This is a genomic window from Acidovorax sp. 210-6 (assembly GCF_010020825.1).
GTDB lineage: Bacteria > Pseudomonadota > Gammaproteobacteria > Burkholderiales > Burkholderiaceae_C > Simplicispira > Simplicispira sedimenti.
This window is the reverse complement of the sequence record NZ_JAACJE010000001.1, coordinates 967,490-985,405: the sequence shown is the minus strand read 5'-3', so window position 1 is coordinate 985,405 and position 17,916 is coordinate 967,490. Positions and strand designations below refer to the sequence as shown.

Annotated in this window: 17 protein-coding genes; 3 read left to right on the top strand and 14 right to left on the bottom strand. The window is 56.1% G+C overall.

The features are described 5' to 3' along the window. Window position 1 precedes the first annotated feature (1 nt). The 3 genes from GWK50_RS04625 (at window position 2) to GWK50_RS04615 (ending at window position 2,509) form a co-directional block, all read left to right on the top strand. Window positions 2–436, top strand: coding sequence for an RNA-binding S4 domain-containing protein (locus GWK50_RS04625; protein WP_162015518.1), 435 nt, complete (start codon window positions 2–4; stop codon window positions 434–436). Between the two features lie 108 nt (window positions 437–544). Beyond that, the gene (locus GWK50_RS04620; protein WP_162015517.1) at window positions 545–1,030 is read left to right on the top strand and encodes a hypothetical protein; all 486 of its coding nucleotides are present in this window, start codon (window positions 545–547) and stop codon (window positions 1,028–1,030) included. Window positions 1,031–1,201: 171 nt separating this feature from the next. Further along, the gene (locus tag GWK50_RS04615; protein WP_162015516.1) at window positions 1,202–2,509 is read left to right on the top strand and encodes an O-antigen ligase family protein; all 1,308 of its coding nucleotides are present in this window, start codon (window positions 1,202–1,204) and stop codon (window positions 2,507–2,509) included. Here GWK50_RS04615 and GWK50_RS04610 read toward each other — a convergent pair. From GWK50_RS04610 to GWK50_RS04545, 14 genes are all read right to left on the bottom strand, one after another. Beyond that, the gene (locus tag GWK50_RS04610) at window positions 2,506–4,518 is read right to left on the bottom strand and encodes a nucleoside-diphosphate sugar epimerase/dehydratase (protein ID WP_242455293.1); all 2,013 of its coding nucleotides are present in this window, start codon (window positions 4,516–4,518) and stop codon (window positions 2,506–2,508) included. The two genes, GWK50_RS04615 and GWK50_RS04610, sit on opposite strands and share 4 nt — an antisense overlap. 56 nt (window positions 4,519–4,574) lie before the next feature. Further along, a complete protein-coding gene (locus tag GWK50_RS04605; RefSeq protein WP_162015514.1) occupies window positions 4,575–5,009 on the bottom strand; it encodes a VanZ family protein in 435 nt (144 codons plus the stop codon). A gap of 19 nt (window positions 5,010–5,028) precedes the next feature. After that, entirely contained in the window at window positions 5,029–6,225 is a 1,197-nt protein-coding gene (locus GWK50_RS04600; RefSeq protein ID WP_162015513.1) for a DegT/DnrJ/EryC1/StrS aminotransferase family protein, read from the bottom strand. 81 nt (window positions 6,226–6,306) lie between these two features. Then, window positions 6,307–6,966, bottom strand: coding sequence for an acetyltransferase (locus GWK50_RS04595; RefSeq protein WP_162015512.1), 660 nt, complete (start codon window positions 6,964–6,966; stop codon window positions 6,307–6,309). Further along, window positions 6,963–7,556 (bottom strand): sugar transferase, encoded by a 594-nt coding sequence (locus GWK50_RS04590; RefSeq protein WP_162015511.1) that lies wholly within the window; start codon window positions 7,554–7,556, stop codon window positions 6,963–6,965. The genes GWK50_RS04595 and GWK50_RS04590 overlap by 4 nt, the downstream gene beginning before the upstream one ends. Window positions 7,557–7,675: 119 nt before the next feature. Then, the gene (locus GWK50_RS04585) at window positions 7,676–8,803 is read right to left on the bottom strand and encodes an ATP-binding protein (protein ID WP_162015510.1); all 1,128 of its coding nucleotides are present in this window, start codon (window positions 8,801–8,803) and stop codon (window positions 7,676–7,678) included. A gap of 261 nt (window positions 8,804–9,064) precedes the next feature. Beyond that, entirely contained in the window at window positions 9,065–10,294 is a 1,230-nt protein-coding gene (locus tag GWK50_RS04580) for a glycosyltransferase family 4 protein (RefSeq protein ID WP_162015509.1), read from the bottom strand. Then, window positions 10,291–11,382, bottom strand: a complete 1,092-nt coding sequence (gene wecB / locus GWK50_RS04575) for a UDP-N-acetylglucosamine 2-epimerase (non-hydrolyzing) (RefSeq protein WP_162015508.1) — start codon at window positions 11,380–11,382, stop codon at window positions 10,291–10,293. Before wecB ends, GWK50_RS04580 begins: the two co-directional genes overlap by 4 nt. Before the next feature lie 79 nt (window positions 11,383–11,461). Then, window positions 11,462–12,808 carry a hypothetical protein gene (locus GWK50_RS04570; RefSeq protein WP_162015507.1) on the bottom strand — a complete coding sequence of 449 codons (1,347 nt, stop codon included), beginning with the start codon at window positions 12,806–12,808 and terminating at the stop codon, window positions 11,462–11,464. Between the two features lie 286 nt (window positions 12,809–13,094). Beyond that, a complete protein-coding gene (locus tag GWK50_RS04565; RefSeq protein ID WP_347339492.1) occupies window positions 13,095–14,228 on the bottom strand; it encodes a glycosyltransferase in 1,134 nt (377 codons plus the stop codon). 6 nt (window positions 14,229–14,234) lie between these two features. Beyond that, the gene (locus tag GWK50_RS04560; RefSeq protein ID WP_162015506.1) at window positions 14,235–15,371 is read right to left on the bottom strand and encodes an N-acetyl sugar amidotransferase; all 1,137 of its coding nucleotides are present in this window, start codon (window positions 15,369–15,371) and stop codon (window positions 14,235–14,237) included. 5 nt (window positions 15,372–15,376) lie between these two features. Further along, a complete protein-coding gene (locus tag GWK50_RS04555; protein WP_162015505.1) occupies window positions 15,377–16,141 on the bottom strand; it encodes an AglZ/HisF2 family acetamidino modification protein in 765 nt (254 codons plus the stop codon). Next, entirely contained in the window at window positions 16,138–16,752 is a 615-nt protein-coding gene (hisH, locus tag GWK50_RS04550) for an imidazole glycerol phosphate synthase subunit HisH (protein ID WP_162015504.1), read from the bottom strand. The genes GWK50_RS04555 and hisH overlap by 4 nt, the downstream gene beginning before the upstream one ends. Further along, window positions 16,749–17,915 carry a glycosyltransferase gene (locus GWK50_RS04545; RefSeq protein ID WP_162015503.1) on the bottom strand — a complete coding sequence of 389 codons (1,167 nt, stop codon included), beginning with the start codon at window positions 17,913–17,915 and terminating at the stop codon, window positions 16,749–16,751. The genes hisH and GWK50_RS04545 overlap by 4 nt, the downstream gene beginning before the upstream one ends. Window position 17,916 lies beyond the last annotated feature (1 nt).

Below are 17,916 nucleotides of genomic sequence, written 5' to 3'. Positions count from 1 at the left end.
CATGAATACCCAGGATTCCATGCGCATCGACAAGTGGCTGTGGTGCGCACGCTTTTTCAAGACACGCAGCATCGCGGCCGAAGAAATCGGCAAGGGCCGTGTCATGGTCAATGGCCAGACCGCCAAGGCCTCGCGCGAGGTGCGGCCGGGAGACACGGTGGTGCTGCGCCAGGGCCCGGTGCAGCGCACCGTGACGGTACGCGCCCTCAGCGCGCAGCGCGGACCTGCGCCGGTGGCCCAGCTGCTCTATGAAGAAACGGCCGACAGCATCGCGGCACGCGAGCACCTGCAGGAACTGCGCCGCCTGGCCCCCGAACCCGCCCTGGCCCTGAGCGAAGGCCGCCCTACCAAACGCGACCGCCGCCAACTGGAACGCGAGCGCAGCGGTGGCTGGGGCGACCGCTGGAGTGCATCGGTGGAGGTGACGGCAAAATAATCCTGGACTCGCGCTACCTTATCAATTTCTTGTAAAAACGCCACAGTCCCTGTCGCAGCACACGCAACGTTGTGGTAGGATCTGACGAAATCTTCGTAGGAGAGCGCCATGAGAAAAACCGCTTTGTTAGTTGCACTCGCTTCCAGTGCACTGGCTGCGCAAGCCCAACAACCCATCGGCACGCTGCAAGATGTGAGCGGCGCAGTCAGTGTCAGCGGCAAGAGCGTAGTATCACGCGCAGCAAATGGCACACCTATCGCTGATGGCGCTTCTATTCTTGTCTCCAGCAGCGGCAAGGCAACGCTGATATTGCAAACGGGCTGCTCAGTCAACCTGGGTGCCAATCAGCACCTCACCGTCAGCGCAAAAATGCCCTGTGAACAGATGACTGCATCCGTTAAGCACCTGTTCCCTGCTTATAAAGTTGCCCAGGCACCCTTGGGAAGTTTGCCTCCCCCCCCACCGTTGAATCCTCCAATTGGTTTATTCTCTGGTTTTACTCCCGGTCTCGTAGCTCCGATTGTTGTTGGCGGTGTCATTGGTCTGGGCATCATTGATCAGGTGAACAACAACAATCCTGTGTCAGGTCAGTGATTGAGCACGACTAGAGTAGCACCTTCCTCTACAGCCAGCCAATGGATACATTGGCTGGCTTTTTTGTGCGTTGGCGCCACGCTATTTTTCGCACCGCTGATACGTGGGGGGAATCGTCAGATTGCTCTGGCCATACTATTGCCACTTGGGTTGGTGGCGCTTGCCGGGCTTATGGCGACTATCAGCTTCAGATGGCTGAATGCAAAAGGCGTGCAGGGCGAGAATCCCCTTGACCGCACCTTAGAAGCGCGCCCAACTTGGTGGTGGTGGTTGGTAACAGGCGTTGCCTTTAGCCCGGTGTGGATTGGCGTTCTGCAACTCGCCCCATTGACTTCGGGACTTTGGTCTAGTTTGGCTGGTAGGGAGCCCTACCTCTTGGCGCTGGAAGCAGCCGGAGTCCGGGCTACAACTGGTTTGACGCTGAGTTTGCATCCGTCAGCAACCCTGGCGGCGCTATGGTCCACGATTCCGGTAATTGCCGTATTTTTGTCTGCTCTGTTCTCGAGCCAAAAAACCACCGAAAAATTGCTTGCACTGCTAATGATTGCCGCTTTGATGCAGGTTGCACTCAGCCTGTTTCAGCTTGTTCAAGGACCTAAAAGCACCGCATACTTTCAGTCTATATACAACCAGGGAGTCATTGGCAGTTTTAATAATAGAAACCATCTGGCTGACTTTATAGCGATGTTGCTGCCAGTTTGGTTTTATTTTTTGGTCAAACCGCAATCTCGTAGGCACCAAGGACAGCACCGTCCATTCAAGGTTGCGAACTCTGATGCTCGCATCCCTTTATGGCTTTTCTTTGGATTTGGTTTGCTTGTCATGGTACTGATCACGCGATCGCGCGGCGGCCTGATAGCGAGTTCTATCGTCTTGTTGCTCTGCATCGTCTTGCTGTTGCTTGATGCCGGAAAATCTCTCAATACCAAACAGAAACTCGCCATCATTCTTGCTTTTGTGATTTTTGGCAGCCTTTCTCTGGCAGCCGTAGAGCTAGATGGCCTGAGCAAGCGTCTTGAAAGCACTCAGCTGAAGACCGATGCAGAAATTCGCAACGCCTACGCGATAGCAACCTTGGAGGCTGCGCGTACATTTTGGCCTTGGGGAAGTGGTCTCGGGAGCTTTGAGGCCGTGTTCCCCAGGTTTCAGCCGGCGCAAACTCCTGGCTACATTAACCACGCCCACAACGACTATGCCCAGCTTCTGATGGAGGCTGGTCTTGGAGCCGTTCTGGCTGCGGCCGGTGTATTGTTTTTGGTGGGCCAACAAATCAACAGCTTGTCCAGAGCGATGCGCCTGCGCCGCGGAAAGCGAATGTCAGCAGAAGTGAGTATGCGATGCTATGCAGGCTTGGGTGTTCTGGCACTACTTTTGCACAGCTGGGTGGAGTTCAACATGCGCATCCCGGCGTTGGCGATTTGCGGCGCATTTTTGTTAGGCACGTTCTTGAAGCCACTTCCAAAAGCTGCCCACCATTAAACTGCGGATTGCTCGGTAGAGTTGGCGTACTTTTGTTTGATTGCGTCGATCGCAGGCATACCCAATGCTTGCGCACCAAATCCATTCGGCGTTTCGGCCTGCTTGGATTCCCCGTTCGTACGCAATGACCGCAGATGCAACCAGTCCATCACATCATTAGCCGGTTTATATCCAGCAACCAACCTCTGCAAGATGAGACGCACCCGCACCATTTGGCGCGTTAAAAGTGCCTGGGCCAGTAACTCAAGCTCTGCCTCCAAAACGTCCCAGGGCATATACGACTCATTGGCGCGCATGATCCGCGCATGATCAGTTGATACAGCACCATCACCAATCAGCAATTCTTCGTATAGTTTCTCCCCGGGCCTGAGGCCTGTGACCCGAATTTCGATATCACCCGTAGGATTCTCTGCATCCCGCACTCGCAATCCAGAGAGCTCTACCATTCGACGGGCCAAATCGTAGATGCGTACTGGCTCACCCATATCCAAAACAAACACATCCCCCCCATTTGCCATAGCGCCGGCCTGAATGACCAACTGAGCGGCTTCTGGGATGGTCATGAAATAGCGGGTGATATCGGCATGCGTGAGCGTAACTGGCCCTTTTTGCGCGATTTGCTGCCTGAACAGAGGTACCACAGAACCCGAAGAGCCCAGCACGTTGCCAAACCGCACCATGGTGAAACAGGTCTGTGCATACGCAGGCTCTGCGGCCAAGGCTTGCAACACCATCTCTGCCAGTCTTTTGCTTGCACCCATCACATTGGTAGGGCGCACCGCCTTGTCGGTGCTGATCAGTACAAAACGCTGAACACCATGTGCGGCAGCCATGCGCGCGCACACCCATGTGCCCCAGATGTTGTTACGCAGCCCCTCTGCCATGTTGTGCTCTACCAGCGGCACATGCTTGTATGCCGCAGCGTGATAGACCGTATGGGGCCGCCAGGTGGCCATGATGTCGGCAATGCGCTCTTCGTCCTTTACAGACCCTAGCAAAGGCACCAGTTCAACCGCGCCCTGTGGCAGGGAGGGCATCCTGTTGCTCAGGTCTTGCAATACCTGGTAAAGCGAAAACTCGCTCAGCTCCAACAGCAACAGGCACCTGGGGCCACACTGCACAATCTGCCGGCACAACTCCTGCCCAATGGACCCTCCGGCCCCTGTCACCAAAACCACCTTGCCCTGAATGTTCTGGTGCATCAGGCTGGCATCAGGCTCGACACTGTCACGGCCCAACAAATCTTCAATGTCCAGCTCATGCAAGTCACTTAAAGACACACGGCCATTAGCCAAGTCGGCCAAACCGGGCAGCGTTCGAACGTGAACCGGAAACGGCCTCAAAAAATCAACGATTTCCAACCGTCGCCTCCGATCTGCCGAAGGCAGTGCCAACAGCACATCGGTGACCTCCTGTTTGTCGAACAAATGCGCAAGGTCTGAAGGCGCATACACAGGAATGGTATCCAGACGGCGCCCTTGCACAGCCGGGTTATCGTCAACAAAGCCAATTAGCCTATGCTCTGCTGAATGCACCAATGCAGAAGCCAACTGCCGCCCCGCCGAGCCCGCACCATAAATAAGCACACCGGGTGCTTTGCGCTTGTTCACGATGCTGCGGTACAAGTCGCCCAAAAACAAACGCACCAAAACCCGACTAACCCCCACCCCCACGAAAAAAAGCAACGGCTGAATAACCCCAACGCTGCGGGGTACACCCGCTACACCCACTACCGTAAAAACCAACAAATACACAAACCCATACACCGTCATTGCCCGGGTCAGCGCCAAAGTAGCCTGCCAACCGGCAAATCGGAAAATGCTGGCGTAAAGTCCATAGTGGGTGAACACCGGCACCGTCAAACCCACGGCCACCACCACCGCCACCCAGTGAACAGGCTGCATGATGACCCATTGCTCCATGCGCAAGCACAAAGCCAACCACACCGTGGCCACGCACATGCTGGCATCCACGCCCACAGCCACCAGCCGCTTGGCAGTACGGGGCATATGCACCAAATATCGAATCACCGGGTTACGTCTCAACATGTGGGATGCACCCTGCCCTATTCATTACCACGCACCCACAACCCATACTGAGGGAGCAACGAACGCCAAAAGACCACACCCACCACCAAACCAGCAGCGTCAGCCATCAAATCGGCCCAACTGGCGCCTCGTCCAGGAATAAAGTGCTGCAAACACTCTGTGCCTACCGCCATAGCAAACAAGCCCCACATCATGGGACGAAACAACGCCCCGCCCCACCAAATACGCGTAGCCAATCCGCCCAACAGGGTAAACAGCGACAGATGCACCCATTTGTCGGTATGGTCGGTGATGTTGGATTGCTCCAAATCCTGGGCATAGGGCAACCAAGACGCAAGCCACACCTTGGCCCCCAGCAAAACATCGCCCGGCAACAGCAATAACCACAGCGCCAGCAGCACGCTGGCAGCAAAAAGCGCCTTCCAGCGATAAGACGCATCCGTGGTTTGCAAGCTAGCGGGTTTCATTCATTCAATGGCTTTGCACCGACGCCGCAGCAAGCACCCCTGCCACCACGGTGCAGGTCTTGTCCAACTCAGCGGGCGTCAGCGTGGGGTGCACCAGCAGCATGATGCTGGTCTCACCCAAATCGCGCGCAATGGGCAAGCGCTGGGCAGGTCGCCAAGGCGTAAGGTCAAAAGCACGCTCCAAATAGACTTCGGAACAACTCCCCTGGTAGCAAGGAACACCTTGCGCATTAATGGCTTCTATGATTTTGTCTCGGCTCCAGCCAGGGGCCAAATGCTCTGGGCAAACGTAAAAGTAAAACTTGTAATACGCGTGCTCGTTGTGGGCAGGAACCTTGGGCAAGCGCACCACCCCATTGGGCCCGGCAAAAGGGCTGATGGTTTGCGCAATGGTGCGTGCATGTGCCTTGCGCTGCGCAGTCCAGGCGGCCATACGGCGCAATTGGATACGGCCAATGACAGCCTGCATCTCCAACATGCGCCAATTGGTACCAAAGCCATCGCACAGCCACCGAAACCCCGGCGGGTGCTGCCGCTCGTACACAGCAGCGTAGCTCTTCCCATGGTCTTTGTATGCCCACATGCTGCGCCACAGGGCCTCGTCGTTGGTAGTCACCATACCGCCCTCGCCGCCTGTGGTCATGATCTTGTCCTGGCAAAAGCTCCAGGCACCCACATGGCCTATGCTGCCGACACTGCGGCCCTTGTAGCGCGCACCATGGGCCTGTGCGCAGTCTTCAATCACCTTGAATCCATGATCATTGGCCAAGGCCATGATGGGATCCATATCACAGGGCCAACCCGCCAAATGCACCACAATCACTGCACGGGTGCGCGGCGTAAGCACCGCCGCAATAGACTCTGCCGTGAGGTTGCCGCTATCGTGCCCCACATCGGCAAATACCGGCGTGGCTCCTGCCGTCACAACGCAAGAGATAGACGCCATGAAGGTGCGCGGCGTAACCACTACCTCATCCCCCGGGCCTATGCCCAGGGCCTTGAGGGCCAAATCCAGGGCCAGCGTGCCGTTGGCCAAGGCCACCGCATGACTGGTGCCACACCAAGCGGCAAATTCCTTTTCAAAAGCGCGGCATTCGCCCCCGGTCCAATAATTGACCTTGTTGGACAACAACACATCGCGCACTGCATCGGCCTCTTCGACGGTGAAGCTGGGCCAAGGTGAAAACGGTGTGTTCAGCATGCGATAGAGATCAATGAACCGATGATTTTAATGGCGAGGCGAGGCAGGTGTGGAACCTATTTTGCACCACGTACAAGACACCTATCCTTTTTGCATAGGTTTAGCAGGGTTACCGACCACCGTGGCCCCGGGGGGCACGCTTTTGGTCACCACCGCGCCCATGCCCACCGTGGCACCCCGGCCAATCACCAAGGGCTCGCCCGGCTTGCCCTGCTTGATAACCGCACCGGTGCCAATGTAGGCATGGTCTTCAATCACGATGTTGCCGTTGCACATCACGCCAGGGGCAAAGGTGACGAAATCGCCAATCACGCAGTCGTGTTCGACATAGCTGTACAGGTTGGCGTGGAAATGGCGGCCAATGCGGATGTTGCTCGTCAGCGTGACAAACGGGCACAGGATGGCGCCTTCGCCCAGATGCACCTCGTCCAGCTGCACCACGTTGGCGGCACGCAGCTCCAAAAACTGCACACCATCGGCCTCGCAACGCTGCACCAGCTTTTCGCGCACGGGGCTGTTGGCAATCGCGATATTGATATGGCGGCTGGTGGCCGGCTGGGCCAGCCATTCGGCATAGGTCCACACCGCATGGCCGTTGCAGGTGGGCGCTGGCGGGTTGTCATCGACAAACACCAATTCGTAGGGTTCGGTCAGGTGGGCAAGTTGCTGACGGGCCAGCGGCATCACGCCCCTGCCACAGCCGCTGGCGCCAAAAATGGCGTAGCGCTTCACGGCCATCATGACTTGCTCCCCGTAAATTTGCCCATTGTTGCCTCACCCGCTGCGCTGATGCCCTCACGCACCAGCACCTTTTTGACGGTGAGCCACAAAATCTTGATGTCCAGCCACAGGCTGCTGTGGTCCACGTACCACACGTCCAGCTTGAACTTGTCTTCCCAACCGATGGCGTTGCGGCCATTGACTTGGGCCCAACCGGTGATGCCTGGGCGCACCTCGTGGCGGCGGGCCTGCTCGGGGCTGTAGAGCGGCAGGTATTCCACCAGCAGCGGGCGCGGCCCGACCAGGCTCATGTCGCCCTTGAGCACGTTCCACAGCTCGGGCAGCTCGTCTAGGCTGGTGGAGCGCAAAAAGCGGCCAAACGGCGTCAGGCGCACGGCGTCGGGCAGCAGCTCGCCATCAGGGCCGCGCTCGCTGGTCATGCTGCGGAACTTGACCATCTTGAAGGGCTTGCCATGCAGGCCCGGGCGCACCTGGGTGAAGAATACCGGACTGCCCAGCTTGCGGCGCACCTGCCACATCAAGACCCACAGGGGCAAGGCCAGCACCAACAGGGCGCACGCGGAAACGACGATGTCGAACAGCCGTTTCATGGGGACGTCCTTGCGAGGTGTGGGGTTTGAATGCTGGATTTTAGGAACATATTGGTATCAATTTAATAGCTAGTACCGCTGGTATTTATTGGGCTGGATTGCAATTTAGCCTAAAAACATCACCCCGACAGCCTTTCCAAAAACCCTCTGGGATCTTGCGAAAACTGTGAAAAATTCTCCGGCGTGATAATGATTGGCAGCGCCCCTGGTGCCTGCGCACAAAACGCCTCCAAGCCCTTGGGTGACTTTTTGCGGCCCGACTTCACCTCGATGGCATACAGCCGGCCGCGGTACTGGACCACAAAATCCACCTCGTCGTTGCGTTCGCGCCAGTAGTACACCTGGCCAGGCTGTTGCAGCAATTCACAACCCACCGCCAGCTCAAACGCACGACCGCGCTGCTCTGGATCGCTGCCCACAGCCACGCCAGCCGCCATGCTGTAGAGCGCCGGGCAGGCCGGCAGCATCTTGGGACTGGAATTGCGCGACAAATGGGCCTTGGGCGAATATTTTTGCAGCGCGTGCAGTAAGAATGCCCCACCGTACAGCGCGATATAGCTCTTGACCAAATCGGTGTTGCCCTTGTCCTGCAACTGCCCCAGCAGCTTGGTGTAGCTGATCTCTTGCGCCGGGTAGGCGCACAAAATCTCGAACGCCTGCCGAAACAGTGCCGGCCTGGCGACCTGGCGGCTTTGCAAAATGTCCTTGCCAATCACGGCCTCGACAATCGCATCCTTCATATAGGCGTACCAGCGGTCAGGCTCTGCCTCTAGCGCCACCGCACCGGGGTAGCCGCCATACGCCAAATAGCGCTCCAAGTCGTAGCCAAACGCCGCCTGCAGCTCGGCAAAGCCCCAGTGGTGCACGCGCAGCAGCTCAAAGCGTCCGGCCAGGCTCTCTGTCACGCCGCTTTGCAACTGCAGGGCGCTGGAGCCCAGCAGCAGCACACGCAGGCGACCCGGCTGCGCGTCCCACAAGGCCTTCATCGTCTCGGGCCAGTTGGGGATTTTCTGGATCTCGTCGATCACCAACAGCGCCCCATCGCCCAGCAGCAGCGCCTGCTGCCACTGCTGCAACAGCCAACTGCGGTCGCTGACCAAGACATCGTCGGCATTGGCGTAATGCGCGGGCCAAAGCGCCTGCGCCAGCAGCTGGCGCACCCCCGTGGTCTTGCCCACCTGGCGCGGCCCCACCAGCACCTGGATGAAGTGCGCTGGGCCTTGCAAGCGCTGAGCCAGCTGGGCCACGAAAGGGCGTTGGTAGGTCACACTACGAAATACTAGATTGAGTTAGCAAATATTGTAGAGGCGTCTAGTGTTTTGTGAGCCCAGGGGCGTAGCCTTGCCCCGATCTTGCGCGCTGCATGTCGGGTTGCGGGGTTTGAACGCTGGTTTTCAGGAACATTTTGGTATCAATTTGATAGCTACTAGCGCTTGTGTTTATTGGGCTATGCGGTCATTTAATTGAAATTTAATTACAAGTTCAGCATGCCCAAACACGCAATTGACTCAACGCCCAGCACTCACCTCGTCCAAGACCGCTGCCAGGCGACCTCCCAACTGTTCGAAACCGTGGTTTTGCTCTACATATTCGCGCCCAGCGCGGCCCATGCGCTGGCGCTGGACTAGTGGTGTTGCTGCTATTTCACAAATCGCATTAGCCAATGCTCTAGGTTGGCCTGGCTTCACTGTCAAGCCTGCCTGTGCATCGTTAATGGGGTTATTTGTTGAGTCACAGCTGAAAACTACTGGCCTCTCAGCTGCCATGAAGTCAAAGAGTTTGTTAGAGCTGATGCCATATTTGAAGACTGGAGCATCAATCAGATTGAAAACAAACGCATCTGCGTGAGCAGCCAAGGCAGGGATCTGACTTTTAGGAACAGGCGGCTCAAAGCTCACGTTGGTCAATCTCATTTCCGAGGCTTGCGTCACCAATGATGTTTTCAGGGGGCCATCACCAATGATACGCAAGCGAATGTGCCTCCCATCAGGCTGTTCCTGCACATGCTTCATGGCGCGCAGCACGTTGTCCAGACCATTGGCTTGGCCGTGTGCGCCGAAATACATCAAGGTGAACTTATCCGTGTTGGCTGTGTTGGCAGCTGTACTGCGTGGAAAGAGTGACAAATCCACGCCATTTGGAATCCAGACCACACGCTCTTTCGGAATGCCCAGCGGCGTGATGTATTCCCAAGCCCGTGGCAGCAGTACCACGGTGCGCGCTGCCCGCCGATAAAGCCAAAGCTCCAACTTGCGCAAGGCCCATGTCATGAAAGAGCCTTCTTGCAAGCGCCCCATATCCACCAAGGTTTGCGGCCACAAGTCGCGCACTTCAAAAATGAACGGCACTTTGAAACGACGTGCCAGCAGCGCCCCCGCCACCGCAGCAAAAGGGTGCACGCTGGAACCAATCACCACATCCGGGCGCGGCAACTTGGCGGTAGTACCCCGCTGCAATACAGCCCAGGTATAGGCAAGCATGTTGCGCATGCGGCCGCCGCCATTGCCCTGATATTCCGGCGTGCGCACCCATAAAAAAGGCACGCCTTTGAAATAATCACAGCGCTGTTTTTCATCCGGGGCCAAACGCTGGTGCCCGCTCTGATGTTCTACGCTGGCTGCGATGACCGTTGCTTGCCAGCCATAAGCCTGCAAATGTTCAGCCAAATGAAAGTGGCGCGTACCACCAGCCCCACCAGGTTCTTGGGCGTAGTGGTTGAGAATCCAGACGTTTTTCATTCCCCCAAAAACTCCTTCACACCTGCAACCACCCGGCCAGCCGCCTGCCCACCACCGTACAAGGCCCTCTCGTCGCGTACCATGCGGCCTAAATTGCGTTCAATGGCGTCAAGGATTTTTTCTTGATCGGCTCCCACCAGCTCATTGGCCCCCACCTGCAGCAATTCCACCCATTCGGTTTGGTCACGCAGGGTGACGCAGGCTTTGCCCATAAAAAAAGCCTCTTTTTGCACGCCGCCACTGTCGGTAACCACCAAACCGCAGTGCTGCAACAGCCACAGCATTTCCAGATAACCCACGGGTTCAATCAGCGTGATGTGGCGCGGGGTGATGTGCTGCTGGGCCAGGATGTTGCGGGTGCGCGGGTGCACGGGCAGAACGACAGGGGTGCTTTGGGCAGCTGCATCCAATGCCGCGACAATCGCGCCTAAGCGCTGGGGGTGGTCGGTGTTTTCTGCCCGGTGAATGGTGGCCAGCACAAAGCCATCGCGCAGCGCCACGCCTTCAGGCGCGCTGGCACGGGTGGCAAACAGTTGCGCGCTGTCTTGCATCACGTCGCCCACCTGGGCAATGCACTGTGGCTGGCCGCTGGCCATAGCGTAAGGAAAACCTTCCTTCGCCAGATTAGCCACGGCGGCATCGGTGGGGCAAAACAGGATATTGCTGACCCGATCTGTCAGGATGCGGTTGACCTCTTCGGGCATTTGCATGTTGAAGCTGCGCAAACCTGCCTCTACGTGCGCTACCGGGATGTGCAATTTAGCTGCGGCCAAAGCCCCGGCCAGGGTGGAATTGGTATCGCCATACACCAGCACGCAGTCGGGCCGTTCTTGCAGCAGCACCTTTTCAATCTCGATCAACATGCGCCCGGTCATGTCGCCATGGCTGCCACCGTGAATATCAAGCTGGTGGTGCGGACGCGGAATGGCCAGCTGGTCAAAAAAGATATCGCTCATATTGGCGTCAAAGTGCTGGCCGGTGTGCACGATGACTTCTTGCAAGCCGTCGGTCTCTGCAATCGCTTTGGAGACAACGCTGGCCTTGATGAACTGCGGACGGGCGCCAATGATGGTGAGGAGTTTTTTCATCTTTTTTGATAGCTGCTTGCGATTGATAGATAGGGGCTTGAACCCTTTTTGATCTGAAATTCAAAATGCAGGAAAACAACTACCGCACCAGCGTTGGCCAAAACATCAACTGCTCCACCATGCGGCTGCTGGCGGAAGCCGCGGGTGACAGCCCGCCGTAATACTTGCGGATAAAAGCCACCGCCGCAGGATCAGCGGAGTCTGCCAATGCGTAAATGGAACGGGCCAAATCATCAATCACCGGGTAATACGCCCCCCAGATGGCGTAACCACCCGTAGGGAAGGAGTTAGACAAGCCAAACGGTGGATAACCTGCATAACACGCGCCCGTGCCGTTGTCGTAGGCCACGCGATACCAGCCATTGGCACCGCCCCAGTAGTTGGCAAACAGTGGCCGCTGCGCATCGCCATTCCAGACACCTGCCACCAGTTGCGCCGCAAAAGCCTGCGCAAGGTCGGGCGCTGGCAAACGCTCTGGAGCCAACCCATACCACGCCTGCAGCGCGTGGCGATTGCGCTGCAGCGCATCAAGCACCTGTACCAGGCGACGCGCATGGCTAAAGTCCCACCCCAGGTTCTTGACCGGCGGCACCTTGGCGACATCTACCAGCACCCGCGCGCGCATGCCGCCACCCTGCACGGGTTCGCACACCGCAGGCCCCTGGCTGCCGGTGTAGCCGGCAAAGCGGTTGTCGGCATACAGCCGCCAGTAGCCGGCATCCAGGTCAGCCACTTGCACGCCACCGGCGAGCCGGTCGGACTGCACGGTTTGCAGACTCAGGCGCCGCTCAAAAAAACGCAAGAGCGCGGCCATGCCCTCAGCCAACTCGGTATGCGCTGCGCTGCCCGGCGCGGCCACAGCGCGCAGCACCTCAGGCTGCACTGCGGCAATGCCCGCCAGGTGCGCATGCACACCCAGCATCCACAAGGGCTTGTCGGTATAAAACAGGGCCGAGTTGCCGTCCTTCACATCCTGCGGGCTGGCACCTGCCAGTTGCATCCAGCGGGTGCGCTCCTTGGCGTGGCCCCAGCGCAGCAAATGTGCCGCCGCCACCTGCGCCGTGCGCGCCACAAAGGGGTGGCTGCGTGCCGCTGCATCGGGCGCATGGGCCAGCACATCGGCCAGCGCCGTGAACAAGCCCAGGCCTTGCAGACTGACCAGCATCACCTCTGTATTGACCAGCCGGTTGCGCGCATTGCACACCGCGCCGCCACGGCAAATCCAGGCAAGCTTGGTGGCGTCGCCATCCAGCGGCTCTAACGTGTCGAACACCGGCATCAAGTCATCCGCCAGTTGCACCAGCCTGTCCACGCGGCCACAGCGCTGGGCCATCATCATCAAGTTGTGGAACTCGATTTGAATGTCATACAACGCGTAGGTATCGCCTCGGGCTTTAAGACGCGCGCCGATCAGTTGCCCACGCATGAAAGTGCGCCCCTGCGCATCCCAAAGCTGCCATGTGCGCGCCTCTACGGTGCCCCCGCAGGCAAACGGCGTAGGGGCCGCACCCACCGCGCGTGCGGGGGTCACCACGGCACTCTGCGCAGCATCTTCAGGTGGTTGCGGCAATGCGCAAGCAGTCAAGCACAGCATGGCAACCAGCCAAGGGAGCGCCTTCGCTACGGACAAGAATTTCATTTTTTTGATTCAAAATTGATAGCTGTTAGCGCTTGCTGGATGAGCGCTAAAGGCTTTTTTTACCAATCAACCGTTACCTCAAATCTTCATAAAGCTGGAGCAACTTGGCCTCCTCCATGCCCCAGTTGTACTTTTCCTGCACCGCACGCTGGCCGTTGCGCCCCATGCGCTCGGCCTCCTTGGGGTGGGTCACCAAATAGTCAATAGCGCGTGCAATTGCTGCCGGATCCAGCGGATCGACACACAGGCCGCAATCATTGCCCTCCACGATTTCGCGCCACAAGGGAAAGTGCGAAGCGATGACAGGCACGCCTGCGCTCATGTACTCAAACATCTTGTTCGGTTGGGCGTCAATGTGATTGGGTGCCGGCAGAAACGTAACCAAACCACCAACCGCACGTGCCAGCACCTGCGCCACATCTTTGCGCCCCAGAAAGCCCAGCGCATTCACCTGCTGCCAGCCTGCGTTGGCATGCGCCTGAGCTTCAACCACAGGCTCATTGAACGCCCCTACCAGTTGCAACCGCGCCCCACTGCTCGCTAGCCCCATGGCCTGCACTACCTCCAGAATGCCGCGCATGCGCCCGATGCCGCCCACGTAGCACACTTGGGTTTTCTTGCCCGCCCAATCCACCGCACCGCTGGACAGTTCCCCCAGCAGCGGGAAGTTGTTGATGTCCACCGTGCGCACGCCCATGGCGGCAAACTTGTCGCGGATGAAGGGGGTCGCTGCAATGACGGCATCCAGCTTGCGGCAGGCCCAGCGCTCATATGCCGCAAAGACCTTGGACACCACGCGCTTGGCAGGTTTATTCAAATAAGGCTTGCCCAGGATTTGTTTGGGCACATCCTCATGCGCGTCAAGAATCACCTTCTTGCCGGCCTTTTTCAGCTTCAGGCCGATGGGGATCAATTCCGGGTCATGCAGGTGGTAAATATCGGCATCCAATGCCAGCGCCTTTGCCAACACCCGCCCCGGCGCGTGGCGCATGCGATCCAACCGCCCCCTGGACGCACCCGCATCGTAGATAGCTACGCCGTTTTTGATCTCATCGCCCTTGCCGTCGGCGACTACCAGGCTGGCACTGTAGCCGTGCTGGGCCAAAGAGGTGCATTGCTTGAAAAAAATGCGGATGTCAAAACGGGCGTGAGCGGAGGTGAGGTGGGCGATTTTTTTATTGAACAATTCTGACATATCGGCGCACAAAGATTTTTAATAAGATATTTTTATATCGCGCCCAATTATTTTTGCCACGACTCTCTTGGTGTTCCTTGCAAAATTATAATATCCATCCCAATTGGCAAAATCGGAGTAATCATGAACTTTGGTTTTCATAAATCCATCGAATTCAGCGCGAGAAATACGCAATTTTTTGCACAAGTAATTCACATCAATTTCGAGCTCTGCCGCGTCGTACAAAGGCTCGTCCAGCTTGTGCAGTGCTTCTGCGCGCGTCATCTGACCAGAAACAATCAAGCTGGACAAATGCGGCCGTCTTTTATCCATATTAAATTTTACTGGCAGATAATGGTTTTGAAACCATTTGGTAAAAACCGACTCCCCATGCTTGCGTGGGTAAGGTTTATAGCCAACGGTTTCTTGCAGCTCCTTGAGCGCCTGCTCTTTATCGTAGGGCATAAAATTCAAAGGACGCAGCACACGCATTTTTTTGACAAACGGGTACCAAAAATAATATTCAAAAAAACTAATGGTTTGGTAGTTTTTTAACTTGCGTTCACCATATTTTTTATGAATGGCTTTTAGATTAATGGCATCCATTGCACTACCATGCCATGACGCAGGAAAGATGCTTTCCGTCGCCAAATTGCCACCTGATAAAATGTGCTTGATACCATTTTTAGTCGCAAAATGGTATAGGCCAGCAAAAAACGCATGGTCTTGTGCTACATCCTGATTCGACACCCCAGCACGCAAATAAGCCAAGTGCAAATCGCGCATGTCCTCCCAATCCACTACATGGGTATGCAAGTCATAGCCGCAATGTTTCACAATGGCCTCGATATTGGCGACAGCCAATTCGCTGTTCCAGCCCGCATCCACATGCATCACCAGCGGGCGCAAGCCCCACTCGTGCGCTTTGATAGCCAAATACGAGCTATCTACACCGCCACTTAGGCCAATAATGCAATCGTACTCCTGCCCTTTGCCTGCGGCTTTGATTTTTTCAAGATGCGCGGCCCACAACCGGCTCCCTTCTGCATTGGGGAACCACCTCTTGCGAGTAACCTCTTCAAATTGATGACAGTGGTTGCAAACACCTTGCACATCAAAAGTAATGGTTGGATCCGTCGTATCCATCACGCACCGCGTGCAACATTGATAATTCATAATTCTTATCCTTGAATAAAAAGTTTGCCCAATTCAAGCGCCTTGGGGTAATTAATTAAAACCGCGCGGTGCTTGCCATGGAACACAAACATACTGCCCGCAGCTACCGCCGAGGCACCGCCATCCAGCACCGCCGCGCGCAAATGCTCCAGCGTACCCGCACCGCCACATACCACCACGGGCACCGGTGCCTGCGCCACGCTGCGCACCAGCGCCATGTCATAACCCGCCATGCAGCCGTCGCGCTCTACATCGTTGATCAGCAACTCACCTACGCCCGCTTGCACCAGGCTTTGAATATGCTCTTGCAAATTCAGTTTGGTGGTTTCGGTGGCAGACTTGGCAACTACCGTGTAGCCACCCAATAGTTTGCGCCGCACATCGACTGCACCGACAATCGCTTGGCTACCAAACACCTCCACGGCGGCGCGAATGGTATCGAGCGATTCAGTAGCCAAAGTGTTGATCACCACCTTTTCCACGCCCGAGCGTATCAAACGCCGTATTTGCTCAAGGCTACGTACCCCGCCGCCATAGGCCACGGGCATAAAGGCTTCGCCTGCCATCTCGGCAATCAGTTCGTAATTCGGCTCGCGTCTCTCGCGGGAGGCATCGATATCCAAGATAACGATTTCATCGGCTTCTTTATCACTAAAGATACGGACCGCATTCACCGGATCGCCCACATACACGGCATCTTTGAATTTTTTGGTTTTTACCAAACCATTACCACGCAGCAGCAGGCAAGGAATTACACGCGCTTGAATCATGGCACCCACCTTGCAAAAGCGCTTAATAATTGCTTACCAAAACGGTGACTTTTTTCAGGATGAAACTGCACTCCGGCGATATTGCCCTGCACCACCCCCGCCGCAAATTCGATACCGTAATGCGCACTTAACAAGATATTTGCTGAATTTTTTGGCTGCATGTAATAACTATGCACAAAATAAAACCGCGTATCAGCCGTCATATCCTGCGTTAACGGGTGATTTGCCTGCGCTGCCGCAACATGATTCCAGCCCATATGTGGCACACGCAAATCGGGCAGTGCAGGAAAACGCTCCACCCGCATATCCAGCCAACCCAACCCAAGCGCTACGCCCTCAGCACTGCCACTGCCCAGCATTTGCGCCCCCACACAAATACCCAGCAGCGGCACACCGCGCTGCAACACCTGCCGCTCTAGTACGGGCAACAAACCGCTGGCGCGCAAATTGTGCATGCAGGCATCAAACGCACCATTCCCCGGCAAGATGATGCGCTCGGCCTGCTCCACCTCGGTGGTATTAGCCGTCACCTTGCATGGCTGCCCCAGGCGCTGCAACATATTCACCACGGCGGCGATGTTGCCAATGTCGTAATCAATGATGGCAATCATTGATTGGCCCCTTGTGCATTGCGACTGTCAAACCCAATGGATTGATATGCCGCCAACATTTTCTGCTCCTGCACTTCCCAAGCATGTTGACAGGCCACGCGGTAGGCGTTGGTCTTCATGGCCGTCAAGTCTTGCTTCAAGAAATCATCAATCGCCCGGTTAATACCCGCTGCAGAGAAATCGCTGATGACTGCGCCCATTTGATTTTCGCTGACCAGCTCTGACATATCCTTCATATTTGACACCAGCACCGGCAAACCACCCATGGCGTACTCAAACAATTTGTTAGGCATACAGTAGTCGTGATTCAAACAACTATTTTGAATTAAATGAATTCCCAAATCTGCAGAGGCTGTGTATTCCAGTACTACCTGGGGCGCTACGGCAGGGTAGAAGAATATGTTCTGCTGCTGCGCAGCGGCTGCCTGAATGTCTTTCTGCAACGGGCCATATCCCATAAAAACAGTAACCACCTTGTCATCTTGCCGAGCCTTGAAGGCATCCAAAATCAAATGCACGCCCCGCCCAACGGCCAATCCGCCTTGGTAGAGCAAGATGATTTGATCGTCGCGGATGCCCAACTGTTCACGGAAATGGTTGGTTTTTTTTAATTTTCGCTTTTTTGGTGCATTTAAAACTACCAGTGGGCGGGCGATGCCGTACTCATTGGCATACCAATCGGCAATGTTTTCGCCGACCACAATGGTCATATCTACCTGCTTGATCAGCCAGCGCTCAAGCCATTTGCCGAGTTTTTTTCGCATGCCTGCGTCACCGCTTTTCTCGGTTTCCAGCTCGTGGGTGTCATAAACCAGTTTTGCTTTCCAGCATTTTTTAAGCATCACGCCCAAGGGCAAAAGACCCAAGGAGTGAATATTGATGCAATTGATGCCCTTCTTTCTATGGCTGGCATATACACGAAAGCAGAACTCGAAATATTTTACGAGTTGCACCAAAAAATTCTTGCCAAAATTTCGCGTCGTCAAGGCAAATCGATGCGCTTGAATCTGCGGGCCAAAGTTTTCATCTTTTAACAACCCGTCAGCATGCAAGGCAGCTATGAGCACCGCATCCATGGTTTTTGACTGCACCAGGGAGGTGGCCTCTTTGAGAAGGCGACTTTCGTTTCGCAGTTCGGTGAGGGTGATATGGAGGGAATACATT

Coding starts and splice junctions, on each gene's coding strand:
- GWK50_RS04615 (WP_162015516.1), top strand. CDS start 1,202: ATGGCGACTATCAGCTTCAGATGGCTGAATGCAAAAGGCGTGCAGGGC.
- GWK50_RS04555 (WP_162015505.1), bottom strand. CDS start 16,141: ATGATTCAAGCGCGTGTAATTCCTTGCCTGCTGCTGCGTGGTAATGGT.
- hisH (WP_162015504.1), bottom strand. CDS start 16,752: ATGATTGCCATCATTGATTACGACATTGGCAACATCGCCGCCGTGGTG.
- GWK50_RS04620 (WP_162015517.1), top strand. CDS start 545: ATGAGAAAAACCGCTTTGTTAGTTGCACTCGCTTCCAGTGCACTGGCT.
- GWK50_RS04625 (WP_162015518.1), top strand. CDS start 2: ATGAATACCCAGGATTCCATGCGCATCGACAAGTGGCTGTGGTGCGCA.
- wecB (WP_162015508.1), bottom strand. CDS start 11,382: ATGAAAAAACTCCTCACCATCATTGGCGCCCGTCCGCAGTTCATCAAG.
- GWK50_RS04595 (WP_162015512.1), bottom strand. CDS start 6,966: ATGATGGCCGTGAAGCGCTACGCCATTTTTGGCGCCAGCGGCTGTGGC.
- GWK50_RS04570 (WP_162015507.1), bottom strand. CDS start 12,808: ATGCGTGGGCAACTGATCGGCGCGCGTCTTAAAGCCCGAGGCGATACC.
- GWK50_RS04610 (WP_242455293.1), bottom strand. CDS start 4,518: ATGCCCCGTACTGCCAAGCGGCTGGTGGCTGTGGGCGTGGATGCCAGC.
- GWK50_RS04590 (WP_162015511.1), bottom strand. CDS start 7,556: ATGAAACGGCTGTTCGACATCGTCGTTTCCGCGTGCGCCCTGTTGGTG.
- GWK50_RS04580 (WP_162015509.1), bottom strand. CDS start 10,294: ATGAAAAACGTCTGGATTCTCAACCACTACGCCCAAGAACCTGGTGGG.
- GWK50_RS04600 (WP_162015513.1), bottom strand. CDS start 6,225: ATGCTGAACACACCGTTTTCACCTTGGCCCAGCTTCACCGTCGAAGAG.
- GWK50_RS04560 (WP_162015506.1), bottom strand. CDS start 15,371: ATGAATTATCAATGTTGCACGCGGTGCGTGATGGATACGACGGATCCA.
- GWK50_RS04545 (WP_162015503.1), bottom strand. CDS start 17,915: ATGTATTCCCTCCATATCACCCTCACCGAACTGCGAAACGAAAGTCGC.